Origin of the sequence: Pseudomonas sp. B28(2017), from assembly GCF_002113025.1 — a bacterium.
Taxonomy (GTDB): domain Bacteria; phylum Pseudomonadota; class Gammaproteobacteria; order Pseudomonadales; family Pseudomonadaceae; genus Aquipseudomonas.
Genome location: NZ_NEJH01000007.1, coordinates 94823 through 119659, shown reverse-complemented (window position 1 = coordinate 119659; position 24837 = coordinate 94823). Strand labels below are relative to the sequence as shown.

General features: G+C 57.6%; 20 protein-coding genes. 12 read left to right on the top strand and 8 right to left on the bottom strand.

Annotated elements, in window-relative coordinates:
- Window positions 1–41 precede the first annotated feature (41 nt).
- Entirely contained in the window at window positions 42–1400 is a 1359-nt protein-coding gene (gene gorA / locus CAF65_RS18605; RefSeq protein ID WP_085717597.1) for a glutathione-disulfide reductase, read from the top strand.
- Here gorA and CAF65_RS18600 read toward each other — a convergent pair.
- A complete protein-coding gene (locus tag CAF65_RS18600; protein WP_085717596.1) occupies window positions 1397–2407 on the bottom strand; it encodes a DNA-binding protein in 1011 nt (336 codons plus the stop codon). The genes gorA and CAF65_RS18600 overlap by 4 nt on opposite strands.
- Before the next feature lie 301 nt (window positions 2408–2708).
- Here CAF65_RS18600 and CAF65_RS18595 point away from each other — a divergent pair, with 301 nt between their 5' ends.
- From CAF65_RS18595 to ahpF, 3 genes are all read left to right on the top strand, one after another.
- Window positions 2709–3647, top strand: coding sequence for a site-specific integrase (locus CAF65_RS18595; RefSeq protein ID WP_085717595.1), 939 nt, complete (start codon window positions 2709–2711; stop codon window positions 3645–3647).
- A gap of 137 nt (window positions 3648–3784) precedes the next feature.
- Window positions 3785–4348 carry an alkyl hydroperoxide reductase subunit C gene (ahpC, locus tag CAF65_RS18590; protein WP_007975937.1) on the top strand — a complete coding sequence of 188 codons (564 nt, stop codon included), beginning with the start codon at window positions 3785–3787 and terminating at the stop codon, window positions 4346–4348.
- Window positions 4349–4487: 139 nt separating this feature from the next.
- Window positions 4488–6050, top strand: a complete 1563-nt coding sequence (gene ahpF, locus CAF65_RS18585; protein WP_085717594.1) for an alkyl hydroperoxide reductase subunit F — start codon at window positions 4488–4490, stop codon at window positions 6048–6050.
- Between the two features lie 175 nt (window positions 6051–6225).
- Here ahpF and gloA read toward each other — a convergent pair whose 3' ends face one another.
- Window positions 6226–6747: a lactoylglutathione lyase gene (gene gloA / locus CAF65_RS18580; RefSeq protein WP_085717593.1), complete on the bottom strand. Its 522-nt coding sequence runs from the start codon at window positions 6745–6747 to the stop codon at window positions 6226–6228.
- Window positions 6748–6891: 144 nt separating this feature from the next.
- Between gloA and CAF65_RS18575 the strand changes: the two genes are divergently transcribed.
- The gene (locus tag CAF65_RS18575; RefSeq protein WP_085717592.1) at window positions 6892–7410 is read left to right on the top strand and encodes a DUF4946 domain-containing protein; all 519 of its coding nucleotides are present in this window, start codon (window positions 6892–6894) and stop codon (window positions 7408–7410) included.
- Between the two features lie 162 nt (window positions 7411–7572).
- Here CAF65_RS18575 and CAF65_RS18570 read toward each other — a convergent pair whose 3' ends face one another.
- The 3 genes from CAF65_RS18570 to CAF65_RS18560 form a co-directional block, all read right to left on the bottom strand.
- Window positions 7573–7938 carry a histone-like nucleoid-structuring protein, MvaT/MvaU family gene (locus CAF65_RS18570; RefSeq protein WP_008075430.1) on the bottom strand — a complete coding sequence of 122 codons (366 nt, stop codon included), beginning with the start codon at window positions 7936–7938 and terminating at the stop codon, window positions 7573–7575.
- 233 nt (window positions 7939–8171) lie between these two features.
- A complete protein-coding gene (locus CAF65_RS18565) occupies window positions 8172–9704 on the bottom strand; it encodes an EAL domain-containing protein (RefSeq protein WP_085717591.1) in 1533 nt (510 codons plus the stop codon).
- 103 nt (window positions 9705–9807) lie between these two features.
- Window positions 9808–10689, bottom strand: a complete 882-nt coding sequence (locus tag CAF65_RS18560) for a LysR family transcriptional regulator (RefSeq protein ID WP_085717590.1) — start codon at window positions 10687–10689, stop codon at window positions 9808–9810.
- A gap of 78 nt (window positions 10690–10767) precedes the next feature.
- Between CAF65_RS18560 and CAF65_RS18555 the strand changes: the two genes are divergently transcribed.
- Entirely contained in the window at window positions 10768–11712 is a 945-nt protein-coding gene (locus CAF65_RS18555) for a DMT family transporter (RefSeq protein WP_085717589.1), read from the top strand.
- A gap of 263 nt (window positions 11713–11975) precedes the next feature.
- Entirely contained in the window at window positions 11976–13052 is a 1077-nt protein-coding gene (gene hppD / locus CAF65_RS18550) for a 4-hydroxyphenylpyruvate dioxygenase (protein WP_085717588.1), read from the top strand.
- A 132-nt stretch (window positions 13053–13184) separates the two neighbouring features.
- Here the strand turns inward: hppD and rarD are convergent, their stop codons facing one another.
- The 3 genes from rarD to CAF65_RS18535 all read right to left on the bottom strand — a co-directional run bounded on the left by rarD (window position 13185) and on the right by CAF65_RS18535 (window position 16699).
- Complete coding sequence (gene rarD / locus CAF65_RS18545) at window positions 13185–14066, bottom strand: EamA family transporter RarD (protein WP_085717587.1); 882 nt, start codon at window positions 14064–14066, stop codon at window positions 13185–13187.
- A 115-nt stretch (window positions 14067–14181) separates the two neighbouring features.
- A complete protein-coding gene (locus tag CAF65_RS18540) occupies window positions 14182–15192 on the bottom strand; it encodes an aldo/keto reductase (protein WP_085717586.1) in 1011 nt (336 codons plus the stop codon).
- Window positions 15193–15388: 196 nt separating this feature from the next.
- Entirely contained in the window at window positions 15389–16699 is a 1311-nt protein-coding gene (locus CAF65_RS18535; RefSeq protein ID WP_085717585.1) for an MFS transporter, read from the bottom strand.
- 172 nt (window positions 16700–16871) lie between these two features.
- Here CAF65_RS18535 and CAF65_RS18530 point away from each other — a divergent pair, with 172 nt between their 5' ends.
- The 5 genes from CAF65_RS18530 to CAF65_RS18510 all read left to right on the top strand — a co-directional run bounded on the left by CAF65_RS18530 (window position 16872) and on the right by CAF65_RS18510 (window position 24834).
- Window positions 16872–17993, top strand: coding sequence for a sugar diacid recognition domain-containing protein (locus CAF65_RS18530; protein ID WP_085717584.1), 1122 nt, complete (start codon window positions 16872–16874; stop codon window positions 17991–17993).
- Between the two features lie 240 nt (window positions 17994–18233).
- Window positions 18234–19370, top strand: coding sequence for a glycerate kinase (locus tag CAF65_RS18525; RefSeq protein ID WP_085717583.1), 1137 nt, complete (start codon window positions 18234–18236; stop codon window positions 19368–19370).
- A 395-nt stretch (window positions 19371–19765) separates the two neighbouring features.
- A complete protein-coding gene (locus CAF65_RS18520; protein ID WP_085717582.1) occupies window positions 19766–21712 on the top strand; it encodes a hypothetical protein in 1947 nt (648 codons plus the stop codon).
- A gap of 187 nt (window positions 21713–21899) precedes the next feature.
- Window positions 21900–24098 (top strand): autotransporter outer membrane beta-barrel domain-containing protein, encoded by a 2199-nt coding sequence (locus tag CAF65_RS18515; protein ID WP_085717581.1) that lies wholly within the window; start codon window positions 21900–21902, stop codon window positions 24096–24098.
- Window positions 24099–24270: 172 nt separating this feature from the next.
- Complete coding sequence (locus CAF65_RS18510; RefSeq protein WP_085717580.1) at window positions 24271–24834, top strand: hypothetical protein; 564 nt, start codon at window positions 24271–24273, stop codon at window positions 24832–24834.
- The last annotated feature ends 3 nt before the right edge of the window (window positions 24835–24837 follow it).

Here is a 24837-nt window from a genome sequence, read left to right as displayed (position 1 = left end):
CCGTCCGCAGGTATGCTGGTCACCTGCCGAGGAGATTGAAAATGGCCTACGATTTTGACCTTTACGTGATTGGTGCCGGTTCTGGCGGTGTGCGGGCTGCGCGGTTTGCCGCCGGGTTCGGTGCGAAAGTGGCCGTGGCCGAGAGCCGCTACCTGGGCGGTACCTGTGTGAACGTCGGCTGCGTGCCGAAAAAGTTGCTGGTCTACGGTGCGCATTTCGCCGAAGACTTCGAGCAGGCTTCCGGTTTTGGCTGGAGCCTGGATGAGGCGCAGTTCGATTGGGCGACGCTGATCGCCAACAAGGACCGCGAGATCAACCGCCTCAATGGCATTTATCGCAACCTGCTGGTCAACAGTGGCGTGACCTTGCATGAAGGCCACGCGAAGATCGTCGATCCGCATCAGGTCGAGATCAATGGCGAGCGTTTTACCGCCAAAAATATCCTGATCGCTACCGGCGGCTGGCCGCAGATTCCGGAAATCCCGGGGCACGAGCATGCCATCAGTTCCAACCAGGCATTCTTCCTTAAAACGCTGCCCAAGCGCGTGTTGGTGGTGGGCGGTGGCTACATTGCGGTCGAGTTCGCCGGGATCTTCCACGGCCTGGGTGCCGAGACCACGCTGTTGTATCGCGGTGAACTGTTCCTGCGCGGCTTCGACACTTCCGTGCGCAAGCACTTGCAGGAAGAGCTGACCAAGCGCGGCATGGACCTGCAATTCAACGCGGACATCGAGCGCATCGACAAGCAGGCCGACGGTAGCCTGAAGGTCACGCTCAAGGATGGTCGCCAGCTGGAAGCCGATTGCGTGTTCTACGCCACGGGCCGTCGTCCGATGCTGGACAATCTCGGGCTGGAAAACACCGGGGTCAAACTCGACCGGAAAGGTTTTGTCGAGGTCGATGAGCAGTATCAGACCGCCGAGCCGTCGATCCTGGCGCTGGGCGATGTGATCGGCCGTGTTCAGCTGACACCGGTTGCCCTGGCAGAGGGCATGGCGGTTGCGCGACGCCTGTTCAAGCCAGAGCAGTATCGTCCGGTGGATTACAAGATGATCCCGACGGCGGTGTTCAGCCTGCCAAACATCGGCACCGTCGGGTTGACCGAGGAGGAGGCCCGCGAAGCCGGTCATGACGTGCAGATCTTCGAAAGCCGCTTCCGGCCGATGAAGCTGACCCTGACTGAATGCCAGGAGCGCACGCTGATGAAGCTGGTGGTCGACGCCGCGACCGACAAAGTGCTGGGTTGCCACATGGTCGGTCCGGATGCCGGTGAAATCGTCCAGGGTCTGGCGATTGCCTTGAAGGCTGGCGCCACCAAGCGCCACTTCGACGAAACCATCGGTGTGCACCCGACGGCCGCCGAAGAGTTCGTCACCATGCGGTCGCCGGTCGCCGGTTAATCGTCCTTCGCTGCGTCTGCCGCTGCCGCAATGGTTGCGGCCAGACGCACGCGTTCTTCCAGATCCGTCCGGGTTTTGCTCAGCTCGATTTCCAGTGACTTGTTGAGCTGCGACTGCTCGTCGACGTTCTGTTTGAGTGCCTGGCTTTCCAGCAGGGCAACGCGCAGGCGTTCCTGGAGTAGGGTGCGTTCGCTGTCGACGCGGGTGGCCTGTTCCAGCAACTGATCCTGACGGGTGTTGCTTTGCTTGAGCTGTTCTTGCAACAGGCTCAGCTCGCGCAGCGTGCCGCGGTTTTCAGTCAGCAAGCGTTCGTTGTCGCGGTGCAATTGGGTGATTTCGTCCTGGCGTACCAGCGCGCTTTGTTGTGCCTGGCGCAGTTCCATCTGCAGTTGTTGCACCTGGCTTTCATGGCGACTCAATTCCTGTTCGCGCTGTTCCTTGACCGCGTTGCGGTAGTGCTCCAGTGCGTCCCGAGTGTGCAGGTGTTTTTCTTCAAGGGAGCGAATCTGCTCGTCCTTGTCTTTCAAGCGCAATTCGAAGTCGGCCAGCGCCTGGTTCAGCCCGGCGTTGCGGGTTTGCTCCGTTTGCAGCATGGCGCGGGTTTCTTGCAGGGCCTCGGATTCCTGGGTCAGCGCCAGGCTCTGAAACTCGTATTGCTGGTGCAGTTCGCTGTTGGCCTCTTGCGCTTCGCCGAGCTGGTTTTCCAGCGCCTTGCGTTGTTCCTCGTACTGCGCGCGCGCCTGGTCGATGGGCTCCTGTGCTTGCTCCTTCAGGCGTTGTGCGAGCCGCGCCACCAGCGCCATCAGTTCGTCGTCAATCGGTTCCGCCGGTGCTTCGACCGGTTCGTTCCTGTCATCGAGCTCTTTGAGGTAGCGATGAATCGTGGTTTTCGAACCGGTATTGCCCATCTCGATGCGTACAGCGTCGATGCTGGGGTTTTCGCCACGGGCGAGGATCGCCAACCGAGCGGCTTGCACCACCGCTTTATTTACACCGCCGCGTGCCATGAGTTCTCCCGGTTTTTATAATGTGGTACGTACCACGTAAATACACATTGTACCATTCAAATCAGAAAGTTAAATGCTTAATCTTTATGACACGGGATATACTGGTATTACCCCGTGTGAGCGCAGTTTCGAGGTATTCCTCGCGCTGTTTCCGTACACAAACCCTGTAGGAGCGAGCTTGCTCCGGGCGGCGCTCCGACGAAAAAACCGAGAACGCTGCGGGGCACCTGCCAGCCAGCGTTATCGTTGACAACCATCGCGAGCGAGCTCCTACAAGTCGGTCAAAACAGGTTCATTTTCTATGAGCGATCTGGATCGCTATCTGCAAGCGGCGACTCGAGACAACACCCGTCGCAGCTATCGGGCAGCCATCGAACACTTCGAAGTCGCGTGGGGCGGTTTACTGCCGGCAACCGGCGACAGCGTGGCGCGCTACCTGGTGGCCCATGCCGGCGTGTTATCGATCAATACGCTGAAACTGCGTTTGTCGGCATTGGCGCAGTGGCACAACAGCCAGGGTTTTGCCGATCCCACCAAGGCGCCGGTGGTGCGCAAGGTGTTCAAGGGCATCCGCGCGCTGCACCCAGCCCAGGAAAAACAAGCCGAGCCGTTGCAGCTTCAGCATCTGGAACAGGTGGTCAGTTGTCTGGAGCAAGAAGTGCAAGTCGCGAGGGCCGAAGGCGACCGACCGGGTTTACTGCGGGCCAGGCGCGACATGGCGTTGATCCTGCTGGGCTTCTGGCGCGGCTTTCGTAGCGATGAGTTGTGCCGGCTTCAGGTTGAACACGTGCAGGCCAGCGCCGGTTCCGGCATCAGTCTCTATCTGCCGCGCAGCAAGAGTGATCGCGACAACCTCGGCAAGACATATCAAACGCCGGCCTTGCAGCGCTTGTGTCCGGTGCAGGCTTATATCGACTGGATTAGCGAGGCAGCACTGGTGCGTGGGCCGGTGTTCCGTGGCATCGACCGCTGGGGGAATCTGGGCGAGGAGGGATTGCACGCCAATAGCGTGATTCCGTTATTGCGTCAGGCGCTGGAGCGCGCCGGCATTGCGGCCGAACTCTACACCAGCCACTCTTTGCGCCGCGGCTTTGCGACCTGGGCGCATCAAAGTGGCTGGGATCTGAAGTCGCTCATGAGTTACGTGGGCTGGAAGGACATGAAGTCGGCCATGCGTTACATCGAGGCCAGTCCTTTCCTCGGGATGGCACGCATTACAGAAAGGCCGGTTGGGCCCTAGATGGTTTTCTTCTATTAATACAGTCGGCTAATAGCGAAAGCCAATCAGCAGCATGAGGTTTGCCAATGAGCCTTCTGTCCGACGAGTGGGTAAAGTTCTCTCCATCAACTTCTTAACCCCCTGACGGAGAGTCAACGATGCCTATCATCAACAGCCAAGTTAAACCGTTCAAAGCTGACGCATTCAAAAATGGCGACTTCGTAAAAGTCTCGGACGCTGACCTGAAAGGCAAATGGTCGGTGGTTTTCTTCTACCCGGCAGATTTCACCTTCGTATGCCCGACCGAGCTGGAAGACCTGGCTGACAACTACGACGCATTCCAGAAACTGGGCGTCGAGATCTACAGTGTTTCCACCGATACCCACTTTGCCCACGCGGCCTGGCACAACACTTCGCCAGCCATCGGCAAAATCCAGTACACCATGATCGGCGACCCGACCCACGCCATCTCCCGCAACTTCGACGTGCTGATCGAAGAAGCCGGTCTGGCTGACCGTGGCACCTTCGTGATCAACCCGGAAGGCCAGATCAAGATCGTTGAGCTGAACGATGGCGGCGTAGGCCGTGACGCTTCCGAGCTGCTGCGCAAAATCAAGGCTGCCCAGTACGTCGCTGCTCACCCGGGCCAGGTTTGCCCTGCCAAGTGGAAAGAAGGCGAGGCCACTCTGGCTCCGTCCCTGGACCTGGTCGGCAAGATCTAAGTCTGTGATCGCACCATCAGGGCGGAACTCCGCGCCTACTCAGTAAGCTGCACCGCCCAATAAAAACGCCCGGGCGAGATTCGCTCGGGCGTTTTTTTATGTCTGCTCTAAATGAATCAGCAAAAAGGAAATCGCCCGTATGTTGGACGCCAATCTTAAAGCCCAGTTGAAATCGTACCTGGAACGGGTCACTCAGCCGATCGAGATCGTTGCATCCCTCGACGACGGTGCGAAATCCCAGGAAATGCTCGAACTGCTGAAAGACGTTGCCAGTCTTTGCGCCCAGATTACTTTGCTCGACAACGGCGATGATGCACGCAAGCCGTCGTTCTCGATCAACCGCCCGGGAGCGGATATCAGCCTGCGTTTCGCCGGCATCCCGATGGGCCATGAATTCACGTCCTTGGTGCTGGCCTTGCTGCAAGTCGGCGGTCACCCGTCCAAAGCCAGTGTCGAGGTGATCGAACAGATCCGCTCGCTCAAAGGTGAGTTCAACTTCGAGACTTACTTCTCGCTGTCGTGCCAGAACTGCCCGGACGTGGTCCAGGCGCTGAACCTGATGGCGGTACTCAACCCGAACATCCGCCACGTCGCCATTGACGGTGCGCTGTTCCAGGCCGAAGTCGATGAGCGCCAGATCATGGCCGTGCCAAGCATTTACCTCAATGGCTTGAACTTCGGCCAGGGCCGTATGGGGCTGGAAGAAATCCTTGCCAGGATCGACACCAGCGGCATCGAACGCCAGGCCGAGAAAATCAGCGCCAAGGAAGCCTTTGATGTGCTGGTGGTTGGCGGTGGCCCGGCCGGCGCTTCGGCGGCAATCTACGCGGCCCGCAAAGGCATCCGCACTGGTGTCGCGGCCGAGCGTTTTGGTGGGCAGGTGTTGGACACCATGGCCATCGAGAACTTTATCTCGGTGCAGGAAACCGAGGGTCCGAAGCTGGCCGTGGCTCTGGAAGAACACGTCAAGCAGTACGACGTCGACATCATGAACCTGCAACGTGCCGACAAATTGGTGCCCGGCAAGAATGGCGAGCTGCACCGGATTCACTTCGCCAGCGGTGCATCGTTGCAGGCCAGGGCCGTGATACTGGCAACCGGTGCGCGGTGGCGAGAAATGAACGTCCCGGGCGAGCAGCAATACCGCAACAAAGGTGTTGCCTACTGCCCGCACTGCGACGGCCCTCTGTTCAAGGGCAAGCGCGTGGCAGTGATTGGTGGCGGCAACTCCGGCGTCGAAGCGGCCATCGACCTGGCCGGTATTGTGTCCCATGTCACGCTGCTGGAGTTCGATGTGCAGTTGCGTGCCGATGCGGTATTGCAGCGCAAGTTGCACAGCCTGCCCAACGTCACCGTGATCACCAGTGCACAAACCACTGAAGTCGCCGGCGACGGTCAGAAGGTCAACGGCCTGCGCTACAAGGATCGTCAGAGCGATGAATTACGCAGTGTGGAACTGGAAGGGATCTTCGTGCAGATCGGCCTGCTGCCGAACACCGATTGGCTCAAAGGCACCGTTGAGTTATCACCGCGTGGCGAGATTATCGTCGACGCTCGCGGTGAAACCTCGGTGCCGGGTGTTTTCGCCGCCGGCGACGTGACCACTGTGCCGTACAAGCAGATCGTGATCGCGGTGGGCGAGGGCGCCAAAGCTTCTCTCAGTGCCTTCGATCACTTGATCCGCACTTGCGCCCCGGCATAAAACCCGGCGTTGAAAACACAAAACCCCATGATTGATCATGGGGTTTTTTGTGCCCTGAACATCACCCATGTGGGAGCGAGCCTGCTCGCGAAGGCGGATTGTCAGTCACTTCAATTTTGAATGGACTGGCGCTTTCGCGAGCAGGCTCGCTCTCACAGAGGATGTGTGGTGGATATTAGAGTGGAGCAGGCTGGATGATCTCGACCCAGTAGGCGTCCGGGTCCTTGATGAACGCCAGGCTCTTCATGCGACCATCGCTCAGGCGTTTCTGGAAGTCGCAGCCCAGTGCTTCAAAGCGCTCGCAAGCGGCGACGATGTCCGGTACCGAGATGCAGATGTGGCCGAAACCGCGCGGGTCGGTGTTGCCATTGTGGTAGGCGAAATCAGCATCGTTCTCTGTGCCATGGTTGTGAGTCAGTTCCAGAATGCCGGGGATCGATTTCATCCACTCGGTGCGTGCGGCGGCATCGGCCGGGATCTGGCTTTTGTCGACCAGCGCCAGGAAATACAGGCTGAATTCGGCTTCCGGGAAGTCGCGTTTTTCCACCAGGGTAAAACCCAGGATACGTGTGTAGAAGTCCAGGGACTTGGTGATGTCCTTGACCCGCAGCATGGTGTGGTTGAAGACGAACTTCTGCGTAGCGGCGTCCGGTTGGGCGGTAACGCCGGGGAAGGTGTTCAATTCGTGCAGGCTCATGGGCCCTCCGGGAAATATGTGGGCTAACGAATGGTGACAATGATACGCAAGGGGTCGGACATCACCAAACCCAAACAGTCAGCTATTGCCTGACAGCCGGCCTGGGCCCAGACTTTACGGCTTGATCCTTGAGTGCCCACTGCAATGATTCGAATCCGTAACGTGCTGTTCATCCTGCTAAGCATGTTTTCGCTGGCAGGCGTTGCTCGCGCCGATGCGCCAGTAGTGACTTGGCCGGAAGGCTGGCAGGTCGAAGAAGTGCCGGAATCGGCGTCGGGGGTCAGTCGCCAGCGGGCGGTGAAAAATGATCAGAATGGATCGCCGCTCATGGTGATGGAACTGACCATGAGTCCGGTACAAGGCGATCACCAGGTAAACCTCGAAGGCGTATTGCTGGAGATGCGCAAGTCGGTTCAAAAAGACTTCTTTCAGGGCGGCTATCAAAGTGTCTGCACGCGAATTCATTCGACTACCTTGAGTCGATTGGCCGCGCTGGAAACAACCTGCACCGTCACGCAAAACGGCAGGCACGTGCTTTCCCAAACATTGGTGGCCGCGGTGGATGCCGAGAAGGCCTATGTTCTTTCCTACGCAGGGCAGGCCGAAGCTTATAAGGCGAGCCAGGAAGAAATAGACGCTGCCCGTAACAGCTTGAAACTTTAGTTGGCGACAGTGCTTTTTCGATGCATGAAGAAAATTTTAGATATCCAAATGGATTAAGCACAAAGTTGTTGGCAGTCAGGTAATTGTCCGGTGCCCGCCCGGGGCATTTAGATAACCCATGAAAAAGCCCTGCATAAGCAGGGCTTTTTTTCACCGCGAGAGTTAGCCGCGCAGCCAGGAGTCAACGGTGGCCGCACCGTACTGTTCTTTCCAGGCTTTCAGGCCGCGGTGGTTGCCGCCCTTGGTTTCAATAAGCTCGCCGGTGTGCGGGTTCTGATAAACCTTGACCACACGGGCGCGGCGGGTTTTCGGTGCTGCTGCCTGCTGCAGGCCGGATTTTGCCGGGTTGGGATCGAGAATGGCGATGATGTCGCGCAGGCTCTTGCCATAGGTTTTCATCAAGCCCTGGAGCTTCTCTTCGAATTCGATTTCTTTCTTGAGCCCGGCATCGTTCTTCAGGGATTCCAGCTGCTTGAGCTGTTCTTGAAGGGCCTTTTCGGCTGCACGAAATTCAGCGAGTCTGGACAATATCTTTACTCCAATAGTGTGTTTGGCTGATACCAACCGCAAACAAAGCTATAAGCCAAGAGCCTTGAAGCGACTCGGTGATAGTGGCTCACCTGCCAATTTAGCGCAGGCATGAAAAATTGTAGTAGTTAATTGGCCAAGAGTAAATCCTGTCTTTTTTTTCATGTAAGGGTAGTAGTATTTTGATGCAAATTGGTGCGTGTGAACGTTGTTTTATCAATTAAATTCGCGAGTTAATGGTCGCTTAATGCACTAATGAATTCCGCGCCGGGCATGGGTTTGCCGAACAGATAACCTTGCAGGAAGTTGACCTGATGAACGCTCAGGTAATCACTCTGCTCAGGGGTCTCGACACCTTCGGCCACCAGGGCAAGGTCGAGCTTGACTGCCAGTTCGATGATGCTGTCGAGGATGTGGCTCGAGAGTGTGTCGATACCGATCATGGCGACAAAACTCTGGTCGATTTTCAGGAAGTCCACATTGAACTGCCGCAGGTAGCCAAGGCTCGAGTGACCCGTGCCAAAATCGTCGATGGCGATTTTCACGCCCAGTTCGCGAAGTTGCTCGAACAGTTGCAGGGTGATGGCCGTGGGCTCGATCAGTTCGCGCTCGGTCAGTTCCAGCACCAGATGGATCGAGCCCGGTTCGAACGCATCGAGAAACTCGCGACAATCCTTGACCAGTTCCAGGTTCTGGCAATGGCTGGCGGTGATGTTGATGCCAATGTGAAACGGTTTGTTGAATCTGGCGGATTGCGGGGCGAGCAGGGCAGCGGTTTGTCGCATCAGTGAGCGGGTCATCGGTACGATCAGCCCGCAGTGCTCGGCAAACGGGATGAACAGATCCGGACGCACCAGGCCTTCCTTCGGATGCTTCCAGCGCATCAGCACTTCAGCGCCGGACCAGCTTTTGCTCTCGCCATGCACCACGGGCTGGAAATAGGGAATGAACTCTGCGGCTTCCAGTGCCCGTTGCATTTCCTGGGTGGGTGCCGATGAGCGTTTTTGCAGGAAATGACCGATTGACCCGGCAATCACACCGAAGAAAATCAGCAGGCTGAACAGCGGCGGATATTCGCTGCTCATGTAACGCCAGGTTTCGCCTTCGGGGAAACCGGCTTCCACGGCAAATGCATAGTGCTCGGAGGTCAAGCGGCTCGGCGCAACGGGCAGTTCAGGCGCAACACCGGTGTGAACCTTGCCATCCACGGACATCCAGTCCGGGCCAACCTGCAGCAACAGCAGGGTCTTGCGACTGATCAAGCGCAGAATGTTGCTCAAGTGATAACCATCGAGGGTGGTCAGCGCGCCTTTTTTCCCTTCGCTCAGCCGGTACACCAGCAAGGCGGTGTCGGGTGTCACCAGGTTGCCATTCATGAGCCACAAGGCGCCCTGAGTGTAGTCACCGGGGTTGACCTTCTCCTGGTAGTCGCCGAACAAAGAGCTGCAATAAAGGTTGTTGTCCCACACCAGATTGGTCGCGCGCACGAATGGGCGGCGAGTGACCTGTTCGCGCAGGGCCAGTTTGACGTCAGCACAACTTTGCCCGGACAGCGGCAGTAGTTCGCGAGCGGCCTGGGAGTTGTTGTCAAGCATCAGGTCGAACTGGCGAATCGCTTCTTCGGCGGTTTGTTCGGCGTCTTGTTTGAGCGCACGCCCTGCTTGCATGTAAAGAATGGCAGCCCCCAGAAGCACCGGGAGCAATCCACTGATCAGGGTGACAGCAATTCTTGTACTGCGACTGCGGGTTTTGGCTTTCAGTGGCATTCGCGAATCCTGTCACGAAAAAGTAGGGCTCTCAAACGCTGGCGGGGCAATATGCCTCCCATGAAGAGTTCGGGTATGGGCCATGATAGTTGGCCCTTGGCGGTTATGCTGCGCAATGGAAGTCAAGGCTTTTGGCCAGATTGATAAAGGCCAGCGTCGCGGGTGATGCCTGGCGTCGATCGAGTACTGCCAGGCCGACCTGGCGCAACACCGCTGGCGACAGCGGTTTTTTCACGCAGCGGCTGTCAATCTGATTGGGCAATGAACCTTCGGCAACCACCGTCACCCCGTCGCCACGCGCGACAACATCCAGGGTGCTGATCAACTGCGAGCAGCGATAACGGATGTTGGGCGTCAGTCGGGCCTCGGTGAACAGGCGTGAAACCAGCTCGGAAGAACCGGCCTCGGTCAGCACAAATGGGGCATGACACAGATCCTTCAGGCCCAGGCTGTCGTAAGCCGTCAGCGGGTGGCTGGCGGGCAGCAGTGCGACCATTTGGTCTTCGATCAATGCGACCGTGTCGAAACGCTCCTCGGGCAACACCACAAAGCCGATGTCGATCCGTCGTTCCTCCAGCCACTGGAGTACCTGGCGGTCGGGGCCTTCGTCGATATGCACCTCGATGCCGGGATGGGCGGCGCGGTACTGCTGCAGAATCAACGGCAGCAACTTGATCGATGAGGTCGGGCCGAAGGAGCCGATACGCAGCGTGCCGCGTTTCATGCCCCGTGCATCGGCCGCTTCCTGGCGCAGGGTGTTGGCCAGGCCCAGCATCGCTCGGGCGCGCAGCAACAACTGCTGGCCAATGTCGCTTGGCTCGACCCGGGATTGATGCCGGCGCAACAACTCGACACCCAATTCCTGCTCCAGGGACTTCAAGGCATGGGACACCGCCGATTGGGAAATACCCAGGCGATTGGCCGCCGCCGTGAAGCCGTGGAGTTCGGCCACGATGGAGAAAATCTCCAGTTGAGAGAGGGTCATGAGTGTTTACTCATTTTACGATGATCAAGTATTAGCGGAATGATACGTCATCTCCCCGACATCCGGCCCTGGAGTCTTATGACGATCTGCGAGCAAACCCTGTCAAAACCATCGGATCTACCGGTGTATCTAAAACTGGCGGCGGTCACCATGGTGTGGGGTGGCACCTTCGTTGCCGGACGCTATCTGGCCGGCAGCCTCAGCCCGCTGCTGGCTGCCAGCCTGCGGTTCCTGCTGGCCAGCGTGGCGTTGCTACTGTTTGTGCGCCTGGCGCGGATACCGCTGGCCCGGCCCAACGTCCGGCAATGGCTGCAATTGTCATTGCTTGGCTTTTTCGGGATCTTTTTTTACAGCCTGTGCTTCTTTTATGGCTTGCAGTACATCAACGCTTCACGGGCATCCTTGATCGTGGCACTGAACCCGGCCGTGATCGGCCTGGCTTCCTGGCTGCTGTTCAAGGAGCGTTTGAACCGGGCGAAAGTCGTCGGCATTGCGATCTGCATCGCTGGCGCAAGCCTGGTGATCGTCAGTCGCAACCCGCAATTGTTGGCCGGTGGAGCCGACGCCTGGCTCGGCGATCTGCTGATTTTCGGCTGCGTCCTTGGCTGGGGCATCTACTCGCTGTGCTCCAGAGAGCTGAACCAGAGCCTGGGGCCGGTGCAAACAGTGACGTATTCGATTCTGCTGGGCACCGCCATGCTCTGGATGACCTGCATCGTCCGTGGTCAGGTTAATGTTGTCGCGATCGCCCACCTGGGGGTACAGCAATGGTTGAGTCTTTTGTACCTGGGCGTGCTGGGATCGGCGTTGGCGTACATTGGCTATTACGACGGCATTCGCAAAATCGGTGCGACGCGTTCCGGGGTGTTCATTGCCCTGAACCCGTTGACGGCGGTGATCCTGGGCGCGCTGCTGCTGGATGAGCCGCTGACGCTGGCCATGTTCCTGGGTGGCGGGCTGATACTGGCGGGGATTTTCCTCTGCAATAAACCCCTTGCGCGGGCAAGGAAAAAGGGGATTTGATACAGAAGGCGGACAAATCGATTTACGCTGTGTAGAATCAGGTTACGCATACAATAATAATCGTCTTCTGGCAGCAGAAGCCTCGCCCGCAAGAGCCTTGGGTCGATAATGAAGATATTCGGGTTCCAACTGATCTACGGTGATTTTCTCGCCCGCAGTGTGCGGGGCATCTCCTGTGCGCCACCCACCGGTCTCAGCATTGCCAGCAACTGACATTTGTTAATTTCAGCTGTTAATTCTAAAAGCATGATGAGGCGCCAACCATGGCAGATTTATACGAAAACCCAATGGGCCTGATGGGCTTTGAATTCATCGAGTTCGCATCGCCGACCCCCAATACCCTGGAGCCGATCTTCGAGATCATGGGCTTCACCAAGGTGGCGACCCACCGTTCCAAGGACGTGCACCTGTATCGCCAGGGCGCGATCAACCTGATCCTCAACAATGAACCCCACAGCGTGGCCTCGTACTTCGCGGCCGAGCACGGTCCGTCGGTGTGCGGCATGGCGTTTCGCGTCAAGGATTCGCAAAAAGCCTACAAGCGCGCCCTGGAACTCGGCGCCCAGCCGATCCACATTGAAACCGGTCCGATGGAACTGAACCTGCCGGCGATCAAAGGCATCGGGGGGGCGCCGCTGTACCTGATCGACCGTTTCGGTGAAGGCAACTCGATCTATGACATCGACTTCGTGTTCCTCGAAGGCGTTGACCGCCACCCGGTCGGTGCTGGCCTGAAGATCATCGATCACCTGACCCACAACGTGTATCGCGGTCGCATGGCCTACTGGGCCAACTTCTACGAGAAGTTGTTCAATTTCCGCGAAATCCGCTACTTCGACATCAAGGGCGAGTACACCGGCCTGACCTCCAAGGCCATGACCGCACCCGATGGCATGATCCGCATTCCGTTGAACGAAGAGTCGTCCAAGGGCGCCGGGCAGATCGAAGAGTTCCTGATGCAGTTCAACGGCGAGGGCATCCAGCACGTTGCTTTCCTGTCCGACGACCTGGTGAAGACCTGGGATCACCTGAAAAGCATCGGCATGCGCTTCATGACCGCGCCGCCAGACACCTACTATGAAATGCTCGAAGGCCGTTTGCCGAACCATGGCGAGCCGGTGGGCGAACTGCAGGCACGGGGCATCCTGCTCGATGGTTCGTCTGAGTCGGGCGACAAGCGCCTGTTGCTGCAGATCTTCTCGGAAACCCTGATGGGGCCGGTGTTCTTCGAGTTCATCCAGCGCAAGGGCGACGATGGTTTCGGCGAAGGCAACTTCAAGGCTCTGTTCGAATCGATCGAGCGTGACCAGGTTCGTCGTGGTGTTCTCTCCACTGACTAATCTGTTGACGCTGTAAAAAACTGTGGGAGCGAGCCTGCTCGCGAATGCGTCTTCAGCTTCAACATGGAGTTGACTGATCGACTGCTTTCGCGAGCAGGCTCGCTCCCACATTTATTTGTTTTGTGTCGGTGATTAAGGTCTGCGTTGCCGGACCAGATGCTTGAACCCTTCGAACACCAGCACCAGCACGGCCATCCAGATCGGGATGTAGGTCAGCCATTCGCCGGCCTTGATGCTCTCTCCCAACAACAGCGCCACGCCCAGCAGCAACACCGGTTCGACGTAGCTCAACAAGCCGAACAGGCTGAACGGCAGCAGGCGGCTGGCAATGATGTAGACCACCAGCGCCGACGCGCTGATCACGCCAAGCATCGGGATCAGCAGCGACAACCATGGATGCTGGTCAAACACCCCGAAACCTTGTACGCCGCTCTGAACGAACCAGATCGCCACCGGTAGCGTCAACGCCATGTCCAGCCACAAGCCGCCGAGATTGTCTGCTGCCAGCCGTTTACGCAGCACGAAGTAGGTCGGATAACCCACGCAGACCAGCAAGGTCGCCCAGGAAAAACCACCGACCTGATACACCTCGTTGATCACGCCCAGGCAGGCGAACACCACGGCGACTTTCTGCAGATAGGACAGGCGTTCGCCATAGGCGATACGCCCGGTCAGGACCATGGTCAGCGGCAGCAGGAAATAACCGAGGGACACATCCAGGCTGTAACCGTTCAGTGGCGCCCACATGAACAGCCACAATTGCACGCCAAGCAGGGCGGAGGAGGCGATCAGCGCGCCCATCAGTTTCGGATTGGCAATGACCCGCCGAACGATCTCCAGCACGCGCTTCCATTCGCCGGACAACACCATGAACACGGTCATGCACGGCACGGTCAGCAGCATGCGCCAACCGAAGATTTCCACACCGCTCAAGGGGGTGAGCAGCGACGTGTAGTAATACATGACGGCAAAAAGCACCGAGGCTGTTACCGATAGAGCGATACCTTTAGACAAGCTGTCCTCGCGAGGTCGAACGTGAAACGGGGGGCGGAGGATACGTGGTTTTTGTGGTGAATACCGACCAACTGATCAATATTTGCAACATCCACCCTGTAGAGCGAGCTTGCTCCTACAGAAAAGGTCTGCGGCCCGAGACAAAATGGCTCACGTCATTGAACCCCGGTGTCGATGCATGCCCTGGTGTCACCAGAGAATCGATGAACGCCTCGTCATCGGTCGTAATCTTCACCGTCTGCGCCTTAGTGTAGGCGTCCCACTGCACTTCGGTACGCGGCCCGACAATGGCTGAGGTCACGGCGCTGTTGTTCAGCACCCAGGCAATCGCGAACTCGATGATGCCTACGCCGCGTTCCTGAGTGTATTGCTGGATTTGCTGGGCGATGCGCAGGGACTCGACGCGCCATTCGGTTTCCAGGATGCGTTTGTCTGCCCGCCCGGCACGGCTGTTGGCGTCCGGTTTCACGTCCGGTGCGTATTTGCCGCTGAGCACCCCGCGCGCCAGCGGGCTGTAGGGCACCACGCCGAGACCGTAGTCTTGCGCAGCCGTGATCTGCTCGGTTTCAGCCTGGCGGTTGACGATGTTGTATAGCGGCTGGCTGATCACCGGCCGGTCAACGCCAAGTTTGTCGGCCACGCGGATGACTTCGGCGATGCGCCAGCCACGGTAGTTCGACAGGCCCCAATAGCGGATCTTGCCTTGGCGAATCAGATCGCCGATGGCCGACACCGTGACATCCAGCGGCGTATTGTGGTCTTCGCGGTGCAGGTAATAGATGTCGAGGTAGTCGGTGCCCAGGCGCGTCAGGCTGGCATCGATGCCGTTGAACAGATGCTTGCGGCTCAGGCCGCTGCGGTTGGGGACACCGTCCAGGGGACCGAAGCCGACCTTGGTGGCCAGCACCCATTCGTTGCGGCGGCTGGCGATGGCCTCGCCGACGATCTCCTCGGAACGGCCGTTGGTGTAGACGTCGGCGGTGTCGATGAAGTTGATGCCCTGGTCCCAGGCCTTGTCGATGATCCGCAGGGAATCTTCGGTGCTGGTCTGTTCGCCGAACATCATGGTGCCCAGGGTCAGGGTGGACACCTGTAGACCCGAATGACCCAGCGTGCGGTAGCTCATGAGCAAATCCTTTTACCAGTGGGAAAGGCTCAATCAGATACCAGAACAACTGCCCGGGGCAAACTGATTTATTTATCACCGCAGAGCCAAATGTGGGAGCGAGCCTGCTCGCGAAGACTGCGTCACAGCCAACATCAATGTTGAATGTAAAACCGTATTCGCGAGCAGGCTCGCTCTCACATAGGTGCTTCGTTGATCAGGCGCGCAGGGTCCGGGTCATGCGCAACGCCAGCAGACTGCCGCAGACAATCACACCCGCCAGCAGGTACAGCGCCGCATCGGTCGAACCGGTGCTGTCCTTGACCCAACCCACCAGATACGGGCTGAGGAACCCGGCCATCTGGCCCATGGAGTTGATCAACGCCAGGCCACCGGCCGCAGCGCCAGCACTGAGCATCGCGGTCGGCACCGGCCAGAACATCGGCAGACCGGTGAGGGCGCCCATGGTGGCGAGGCTCAGGCCGAGGATGGCGATGGTCGGGTTGGCGGCGAAGTTCACCGCGATCAGCAGGCCCAGGGCGCCCATCAGCATCGGCACCACCAAATGCCAGCGACGCTCTTTGCGCAGGTCTGCCGAGCGGCCGACAAACAACATGAAGACCGCCGCCAGCAGGTACGGAATCGCACTCAACCAGCCAATCACCAGGTTATCGCCGAAGCCCAGGTTCTTGATGATCGACGGCAGCCAGAAGTTGATCGCGTAGACACCGCTCTGGATGCAGAAATAGATCAGGCCAAACGCCCAGATCGCCGGGTTCTTGAATACCGCCAGCAGCGAGTCGGTGGTGGTTTTCGGTTTGTTGGCGCGGTCTTCGGCGTGGTCGGCTTCCAGCACCGAACGCTCGAACGGGGTCAGCCATTTCGCATTGGCGTAACTGTCGCTGAGCAGGAAATAAGCCAGTGTACCGAGGATCACGGTCGGAATGCCTTGCAGCAGGAACATCCACTGCCAGCCCGCCAAACCACCCTGGCCAGCGGCGAAATGGTTGAGGATCCATCCGGAGAACGGACTGCCGAGCAGGCCGGAGACCGGGATCGCCGACATGAACAGCGCCATGATGCGGCCACGGCGGAAGGTCGGGAACCACTGCGAGAGGTACAGCACCACGCCGGGAAAGAACCCGGCTTCGGCCGCACCGGTGAACAGACGCAAGGTGTAGAACTCGGTCGGCGTGGTGACGAACAACAGGCAAGTCGACAACGTACCCCAGGTGATCATCATCAGCGCGATCCAGCGCCGCGGGCCGAATCGGGTCAGTGCCAGGTTGCTCGGTACACCGCACAGTACGTAGCCGATGAAGAATATCCCGGCCCCGAGGCCGTAGACGGTTTCGCTGAATTTCAGCGCGTCGAGCATCTGCAGCTTGGCGAATCCAACGTTCACCCGGTCGAGGTAGTTGAACAGGTAGCAGATGAAGATGAAGGGAATCAAACGCAGGGTAATGCGTTTGTAGACGGCATTTTTTTCGTCAACGATGGCCTGGGTAGCAGCGGCGCTCTGTGACATGGCGGGCTCTCTCTTTATTATGATTTTTTGCGATGCAAAGGGTAACGTTGATCGCCCTGAGAGTCTCGGCCACCCTCAGGGTGGCTGTCTTTGTGCCTGAGCACAGGGTTTGTTCGCGAGGCCTGTGCGGCTGAACAACCGCCCCTCTACCACGCTTGAAAGGATCACCACTATGTTCGAACTCGATCACGACCTGGCGCAGGACATCGTCGACCGGGCAATGGCCATCCTGCCGTACAACGTCAATGTCATGGACAGCCAGGGGTTGATTCTCGGCAGTGGTGAACCGGAGCGGGTCAATACCCGGCATGAAGGCGCGCAACTGGTATTGGCCAACGGCCGCGTGGTGGAGATCGATGCGCAAACGGCGATCCACCTCAAAGGTGTGCAGCCGGGCATCAACTTGCCGCTGATGCTCGATCAGCGCTTGATCGGCGTACTGGGTATCACCGGCGAACCCGAGCAATTGCGCACCTATGCCGAGCTGGTGCGCATGACCGCAGAGATGCTGGTGGGGCAGCGCAATCAACAAGCCGAGCAGCAGTGGCGGCGCCAGCGATGCGATGATCTGCTGGCGTTGCTGCTCAGCGATGCCGCAAGCTCGCCGCGGTTGATCGACGAGGCGCAACAGCTGGGGCTCAAACCGCAATTGACCCGGGTGCCGTACTTGTTCGAACTGGGCCTGGAGCACGGGCCAGGGCAAACCGTCGAAGCACTCAGCGCCTGGCTCACCTCGCGCTACCCCGACAGTTGGTGCGTGAGTTCGGCCAAAACCTCATTGCTCTGGTGCCGACCGGCCAGCCAGTCGGTCGAGAACGAGCGCTTGCTGGACAAACTCGACGGCCTGGGTTGGAACATCCTGCGCATTGCCGTGGGTGGGCAGGCCGATGGACTTTCCGGATTGCGTCGCTGCTATCGCCGGGTCGGTGACTTGCTGGCCTACGGGCGCGAAGTGCTGCCGCGCTCCCGATTGCTGACGCTCAATCGCTATCGATTGCCGGTGATGCTCTGGCGTCATCGCAACGACGATGCACTGGACGAACTGCTCAACCCGCTGCGCAAAGTCATCGCCAAGGACAGCAACGGTCAATTACTGGCCACCCTGCGCAGCTGGTGCGAACACGACGGCCAGAGCCAGGCCTGTGCTGAAGCGCTGGGGATTCATCGCAACAGCTTGCGCTACCGCATGGAACGAATTGCCGAACTCAGTGGGGTTGATCCGTTGCGTCTCGACGGCATGCTTGCGTTGTATCTGGGCGTGCAACTGCTGCCCGAGTCAGACTCAATTTCGTGAGCGACAAAATCCCCCTGTAGGAGCGAGCTTGCTCGCGAAAAACCAGAGGACGCCACGGTAAGTCTGATTTCCCGCGTCATCGTTTCCCTCCATCGCGAGCAAGCTCGCTCCTACAGGTGAAACGTCTGCCTCGGGTTTTGTGGAAATGAACAATAATCCTCAACACCGCTTGTGCAGCGGACCGGCGTTATTGTGCAGGGCGGCTGGCAGCATGGGTGGTATTGGAACTGGAGAATTCCCATGAAAATCGTGATTGCCCCCGATTCGTTCAAGGACAGCCTCAGCGCCCAGGGCGTGGCCGATGCCATTGCCCTTGGCCTGGCTGAAGTCTGGCCTGATGCGCAGTTGATCAAATGCCCGATGGCCGATGGCGGGGAGGGCACCGTCGAAGCCGTGCTGGCGGCGTGTGGAGGCGAGCAGCACCGTGCCGAAGTACGCGGCCCCCTCGGAGATACAGCCCATGCGAAGATGGGGTGGTTGCCTGATAGCCGCACCGCGATCATCGAAATGGCCGAAGCCAGCGGTTTGCAATTGGTGCCGGTCGATCAACGCGACGCCTGCAACAGCAGCACCTTTGGAACCGGTCAATTGATCCGTTTCGCCCTCGACGAAGGCGCGCAGCGCATCATCCTGGCCATCGGCGGCAGCGCCACCAATGACGGTGGCGCCGGCGCGATGCAAGCCTTGGGCATGAAGCTGTTCGATGCTCAGGGACAACCTCTGGCTCCGGGCGGCCTGGCCCTGGCGCAACTGTTTCGCATCGACCTGAGCGAGCTCGATTCGCGGTTGGCGGATGTGCGATTCGACATCGCCGCCGATGTCGACAACCCGCTGTGCGGTCCCCACGGTGCATCGGCAATTTTCGGCCCGCAAAAGGGCGCCTCACCCGAGCAGGTCGAACTGCTCGATCACGCCCTCGGGCACTTCGCCGATCACTGTGCCAACGCCTTGAACAAGGACGTACGCGACGAACCGGGCAGCGGTGCGGCGGGCGGGTTGGGCTTTGCCGCCAAGGCGTTTCTCGGCGCGCAATTCAAGGCCGGAGTGGAAGTGGTCGCCGAACTGGTCGGTCTGGCCGCAGCCATCAAAGATGCCGATCTGGTGATCACCGGAGAAGGGCGTTTCGATGCGCAGACCCTGCGTGGGAAAACACCGTTTGGCGTGGCACGGATTGCCAGGCAACAGGGCGTGCCGGTGATCGTCATCGCCGGCACCTTGGGCAAGGGCTATCAGGCGCTGTACGAGCACGGTATCGATGCCGCGTTTTCCCTGGCGAGCGGGCCGATGACTTTGGTGCAAGCCTGCAATGAGGCGCCGCGTTTGTTGCGTGAGCGGGCGAGCGATATTGCGCGGGTGTGGCGGTTGGCTAAGGGTTAAAACACCCAGGTCGTCCGAACGCGACCCGAGCGTTCGGACGACCCTTTAAGACGTTATCTACTTGAGCGGATCAATCTGATCCAGCACCCGGTTCGTCATGATCTGCGCCACCATGATGCTGTTGGAAATGCCCGGCAGGGCATAACGCGATGCACCCTCTATATGATCCACCACCTGGTGGACTGATTTCCAACTGCACCCTGTATAGGCAGCCACCTGTCAAGTTTGACAGTATCGCATTCAAAAAAAACGGCGCTTAATCTGTTCAGGTTGTTATGACCGGGCAGAACGGCAAAGCATCTTGTAGTGGTTGAGCCATGTATTGAACTGCCAGGCAGGTTTGAACGCCATGTGGTCATACATGGCTGAACTAAAACGGCTTCGGAGAGAAAGACATGGCTAGCTCATACAAAGAGTTAACGGCTGAACAGGTGCGCATCGACTATCGCAAACAGTTCTCTCGGGCAGGTCTATTGCCGCCTGTCATCGTTGATGCCATCACCGGGGATGCTGACGGATTGATGCCCATTACAAAAATAGGCGCCCCGATAAAAGTTGATATTCCAGAGTGGCCGGATCGTATACCTGACCAACCGGGTGATCCGACAGACACGTTGTATCTGGAGTGGTTACCTAACTTTTCGGGGGATTATCTGCCTGTTGCTGTCCCTGAAGAGATACCTGGCAGCGTCACGCTGCCCGGCTCTGACTTTCCTCTGAGAAGGGAGATACCACTTTCCATTTTTGAAAACTATGAAGGAAGCTTCCAGTTCAGATACCGCGTGAAGATGTGGAACGCTTCAGAAGTGCATGCGTCAGCGCCCATTACCATTGACCGGACCGGACCGATCAGACCTGACGCACCGGGTGCCATGATTACTGCAGAGTTGATCACGACGGAAATTCTGGATAACGACGACGGTGTCGTATGCGAAATTCCGGACTTTGTTGAGGACAAAAAAGAATTCGTTCAAGTTGCTGTTTTCTGGATGGATACGGTTCCGGAAAATGAAGCGGACTTTCCCACTGTCGCTGTTTTCAAGCTACTTCCTGCGGATCGTAAAGTAACAGTCCCCAAAGCATTCGTGTCGGACTTAGGTTCGAGAACCCATTATGTAGTGTATTTTTTGTTCGACAAAGCAGGCAATCGCAGTGAGATGTCGCTGCCAAAGCCTGTGTCAGTCGCCTTGGGTGTACTCCCCGACGATTTGCAAGCATGCTCGGTTCCGCTGGCCGCGGACGGTTTGATTGATCGTGCTGATGCCGCCGAGATCACCGGTCCTACAAAGGTACATGTCGAGCAATACACAGGCTGGGACCGAAACGACGGGATTGTGGTCCAGTGGAAAGACCTGGAGGTCCGCACGACCGTCGCCGCGCATGAGCCGTTCCCATTGAAAATTACTGTGCCTTGGTCTGTCCTCCAACAGACCTATGACTTTACGACAGGAGGAGTGCAAACGGTCACGGTTGACTATAAAGTCCTTCGAGGCGATTACCCTACAGCCTCTCCAGGTAGTATCTCCGTCAACCAGAACTTTGAAATCGCGGGGCCGGAGAACCCTGATCCTGAGCCGATCAATGATCAACTGGAGCTCATCAGGTTTCAGAGCTTCAGTGGCAGCTCGACCGAGTTGGCCGTGGGCGATATTGGTGAAGATGCAACGGGGCATATCAAGTTATATGATAATCCATTGCCTGGTGACAAGTTGACACTCGTCTACAACGGTGAAGTTGTAAGTCCAGCTTATACAGTCACCGGTAGTGAAAGCCCAAATCAGGAAGTTCCGATCACTATTCCTTGGTCTGTCATCGAAAAGACCCCGGTGATGGATGATTTGCCAATGTATTACACGGTGACCCGTGACGGGGTCCCTAACCCGCAGGAGTCGTTGCGTACAACGATCGACGTTGCTGTTGAGCGTGTTGATCTTCCGGAGCCCACTGCCCCAGGGAATCCAATCAACTGCACTTATTTGGTCGAAAAAAATGGGGCTTGGGGGATCAATGTGCATATTCCTCCTTCAACGTACTTGAAAGTCGACGTGCACGTAGTTGCAGTCTGGAATTCGTTCCAGATAGACGGAACTACTGAAATACCTGGAACAAGTTTGATTGAGGAACTGTCTGTAGGCCCTGCTGAGGAACAAAACGGCATCAATTGGTTTATCCCTTATGAAAAATGTCTGAAGCCAACTTACGGTGGTTCAGGGAATTCCGGTGGGCGAGGTCAGTTTGCATATGGCATCACTGTTCGCGGTGAAACAGTAGCCAGTGATGTAGTGAGAGTGCTTATTGGTGTATTCGAAAATAATGGTCACTGTGTAATTCCTAGGCCTTGACGTGTTTGCGATGGCCGGAGGGGATTTCCTCCGGCCATCGCAATCGCACGGATTGTTATCCGTAACGTTCGGAAAAGTCCTACAGAGCAATTCGCGGCTTGTCGCTAGTCTTGCCACCTTTGTGAGTTCAAAGGAATGCCGTGCTTCTTGCGAACTCATTATTGATATCGTCTATATCTGGTGCCTGATGAAAACTAGAAATACCTTGCTCACACATCCTTTATCGGCCTCCCTCAAGTGGGTACCCCTCCTGCCGTTCTTGCTGGTCAGTACCCACTCGATGGCGAGAATCCTCGACAACGAATCAGCAGTGATCGACGGCAATGTCAGTTCCGATAATTATCTTCTCAGAAACAATTCCAACTTGACGGCCAATGGCGCGACTACACGTGAGATCAGGGCTGATACGGGGTCGACGCTGACGCTCAACGGCACCACGGTGACCTCCACGGCCAACCCCATTGCTGTCGATTTAGTCGATGCCAGTGCGAACATTGCAACCAGCACTGTTACGGGTAGAAGCACGGGCCTGTCGCTAGGCTTTGCCGCCAGCAACCCCCGGGGCTCGTCAGCGACCGTCACCGATAGCGTCATCACAGGGGGGACGACCGGTGCCGTGGTGGGTAACTTGAGTGACTTGAAATTAACCCGCTCTGTCCTCACCGGAACGAGCGGGCAAGGACTTCAGATCGCCAATGGCCTGGTGTCCGCGACCGACAGCAAGATTAGTAGTGGGCGCAATGGTGTTTTATTTACGCCCGGAGGCACGGGGAACTCCGGACGTCTGGTGCTCGACAATACGGAAGTCGTAGGCCAAAGCGGCTCGGCGATTCTTATCAACGACTTTGGTCTATCGCCAATTACCGCCACTATTGAAGTGGGTAACGGTTCTACCCTGATCGGTGACAACGGCAACCTCCTGGAAGTCAAAGGGTCGTCGACGGCCAACATGACGGTCGATAACAGTCATCTGGTGGGGGATGTCGTAGCCGAATCCGGGGCCTCCGCGAACATCACCCTGCAGAATGCCTCGACCCTCACAGGTCAACTGCGCAATGTTTCTACTCTTGCGGTCAACAGCGACGCTCGTTGGGTGTTGGTCGGTGACAGCACTGTCGCGAACCTCAAGCTCGACGGCGGCGGTGTGCAATTCGGCAATCCGGGGGAATTCTACAAGTTGTCGGTGGGTAACCTGTCTGGCGACGGCGGCACCTTTTACATGCACAACAACTTCAATACAGGTCAGATCGATACGCTGACCGTTACCGGGACAGCCAGCGGCAACCATCTGATTGCGCTCGACAGCAGCGGCTCCGAGCCAGTGGCGGCTGGTTCCACAGCGGTGGTTCATGTTGCTGCCGGCGATGCCAATTTTTCCCTGGCGGGTGGTCCGGTTGACTTGGGTGTCTTTTCCTACGATCTGATCAAGCAGGGCAACAACGACTGGTACCTCAACACCGCCACGCGAATCGTCAGCCCTGGCACGCAGTCGGTGCTGGCATTGTTCAATACCGCGCCGACGGTCTGGTACGGTGAACTTACAACGCTACGCAGCCGTATGGGCGAAGTGCGCATGGACGAAGGCAAGGCCGGTGGCTGGATTCGTGCTTATGGCAACAAGTTCGACGTGAGTGCCAGTTCCGGCGTAGCGTACCAACAAACCCAGCAGGGATTGTCGTTCGGTGCCGACGCGCCGTTGCCGGTGGGCGACGGGCAGTGGCTAGTGGGGCTATTGGGTGGTTACAGCAAGTCCGATCTGGACTTGAGCCACGGTACCAGTGGTACGGTCGACAGTTACTACGTTGGTGCTTACACCACCTGGCTGGATAAGCCGAGCGGTTACTACTTTGACGGCGTGCTCAAGTTCAACCGGTTTCAGAACGAATCCAAAGTACTCCTCAGCGACGGCCAGAAGACCAAAGGCAGTTACGACAACAACGCAGTGGGTGCGTCCCTGGAGTTCGGACGACACATCAAGCTGGCTGATGATTACTTCGTTGAGCCTTACACCCAACTGTCGGGCGTCATTATCGAGGGTCAGAATTACGATCTGGACAACGGCTTGTCCGCCGAAGGCGACCGTACCCGCTCGTTGCTCGGCGAGGTTGGTACGACGGTAGGGCGCAACTTCAACCTGGGTGAGGGCAAGGTGGTGCAGCCGTATCTACGTGCCGCTTATGTGCATGAGTTTGCCAAGAGCAATGAGGTCAAGGTCAACGATTATGTATTCGACAATGACCTGTCGGGCTCCCGTGGAAAACTGGGTGCAGGCCTGGCCATGACATTGACTGACAAGGTCTCGGTGCATGCAGATTTCGATTACAGCAATGGCGACAAGATCGAGCAGCCGTGGGGCGCTAACGTGGGGGCGCGGTATAGCTGGTAACAGAGTGATCCCGAGGGGGCGCTAGAGCGCTCCCTGTTTTTTCTCACTCTGAAAGTTATTGGTGACGGCTGTATTCGAGGGGTAAACCACTTGCCGTTTTATTTTGAAACAACTTGCCGGAATGGCTATTCACGGTAGTCCTTCCGGCTCGCTTTTTAGTGAGGGAACAGACATGACCACGAATTCAGTACCGTTTAATAGGCTCGCCGCCAGTCTTGAACCTCTCAGGATTATCGGAGTGCTCCCTCCGATTCCGGGCGGTGAAACCAACCTTCTACCAAAAGATGCCTGGTTGCAGGCACTGCGAGTCGAATTCGATTTGTGGAGCGAACCGGCTCCTGCTGAAGATGCAACTGATGTCATTCAATTGATTTGGGACAGGGATGAAGCGAATCCGGTTGACACAAAATCTTTTCCCGGCCCCATTACAGAGGGGAATAGAGAGGATTTCTGGCTGGAGGTTCCGGTTTCAAAACTGAGTGAAGGTGTTCACTCCCTGTATTACCGGCTTCTGCCCTGGAATGGCTCGCCCCCCCGTACATCGGAACCGGTTGATGTCACCATCGACAAACCCCCCCCACGCCTGAACCAGACCAACGACCTTCTGCTATTCCCCGCTGAAATCCTGCGCGACGGTGTCACCGACGCTTACCTGAAACGGCCCGAAAACAACGACCAGGTGAAGGCAGGTATAGGCTTCTTCTTTGTAAGTTCAAAGGTGATAGATCCCCTCTGATTG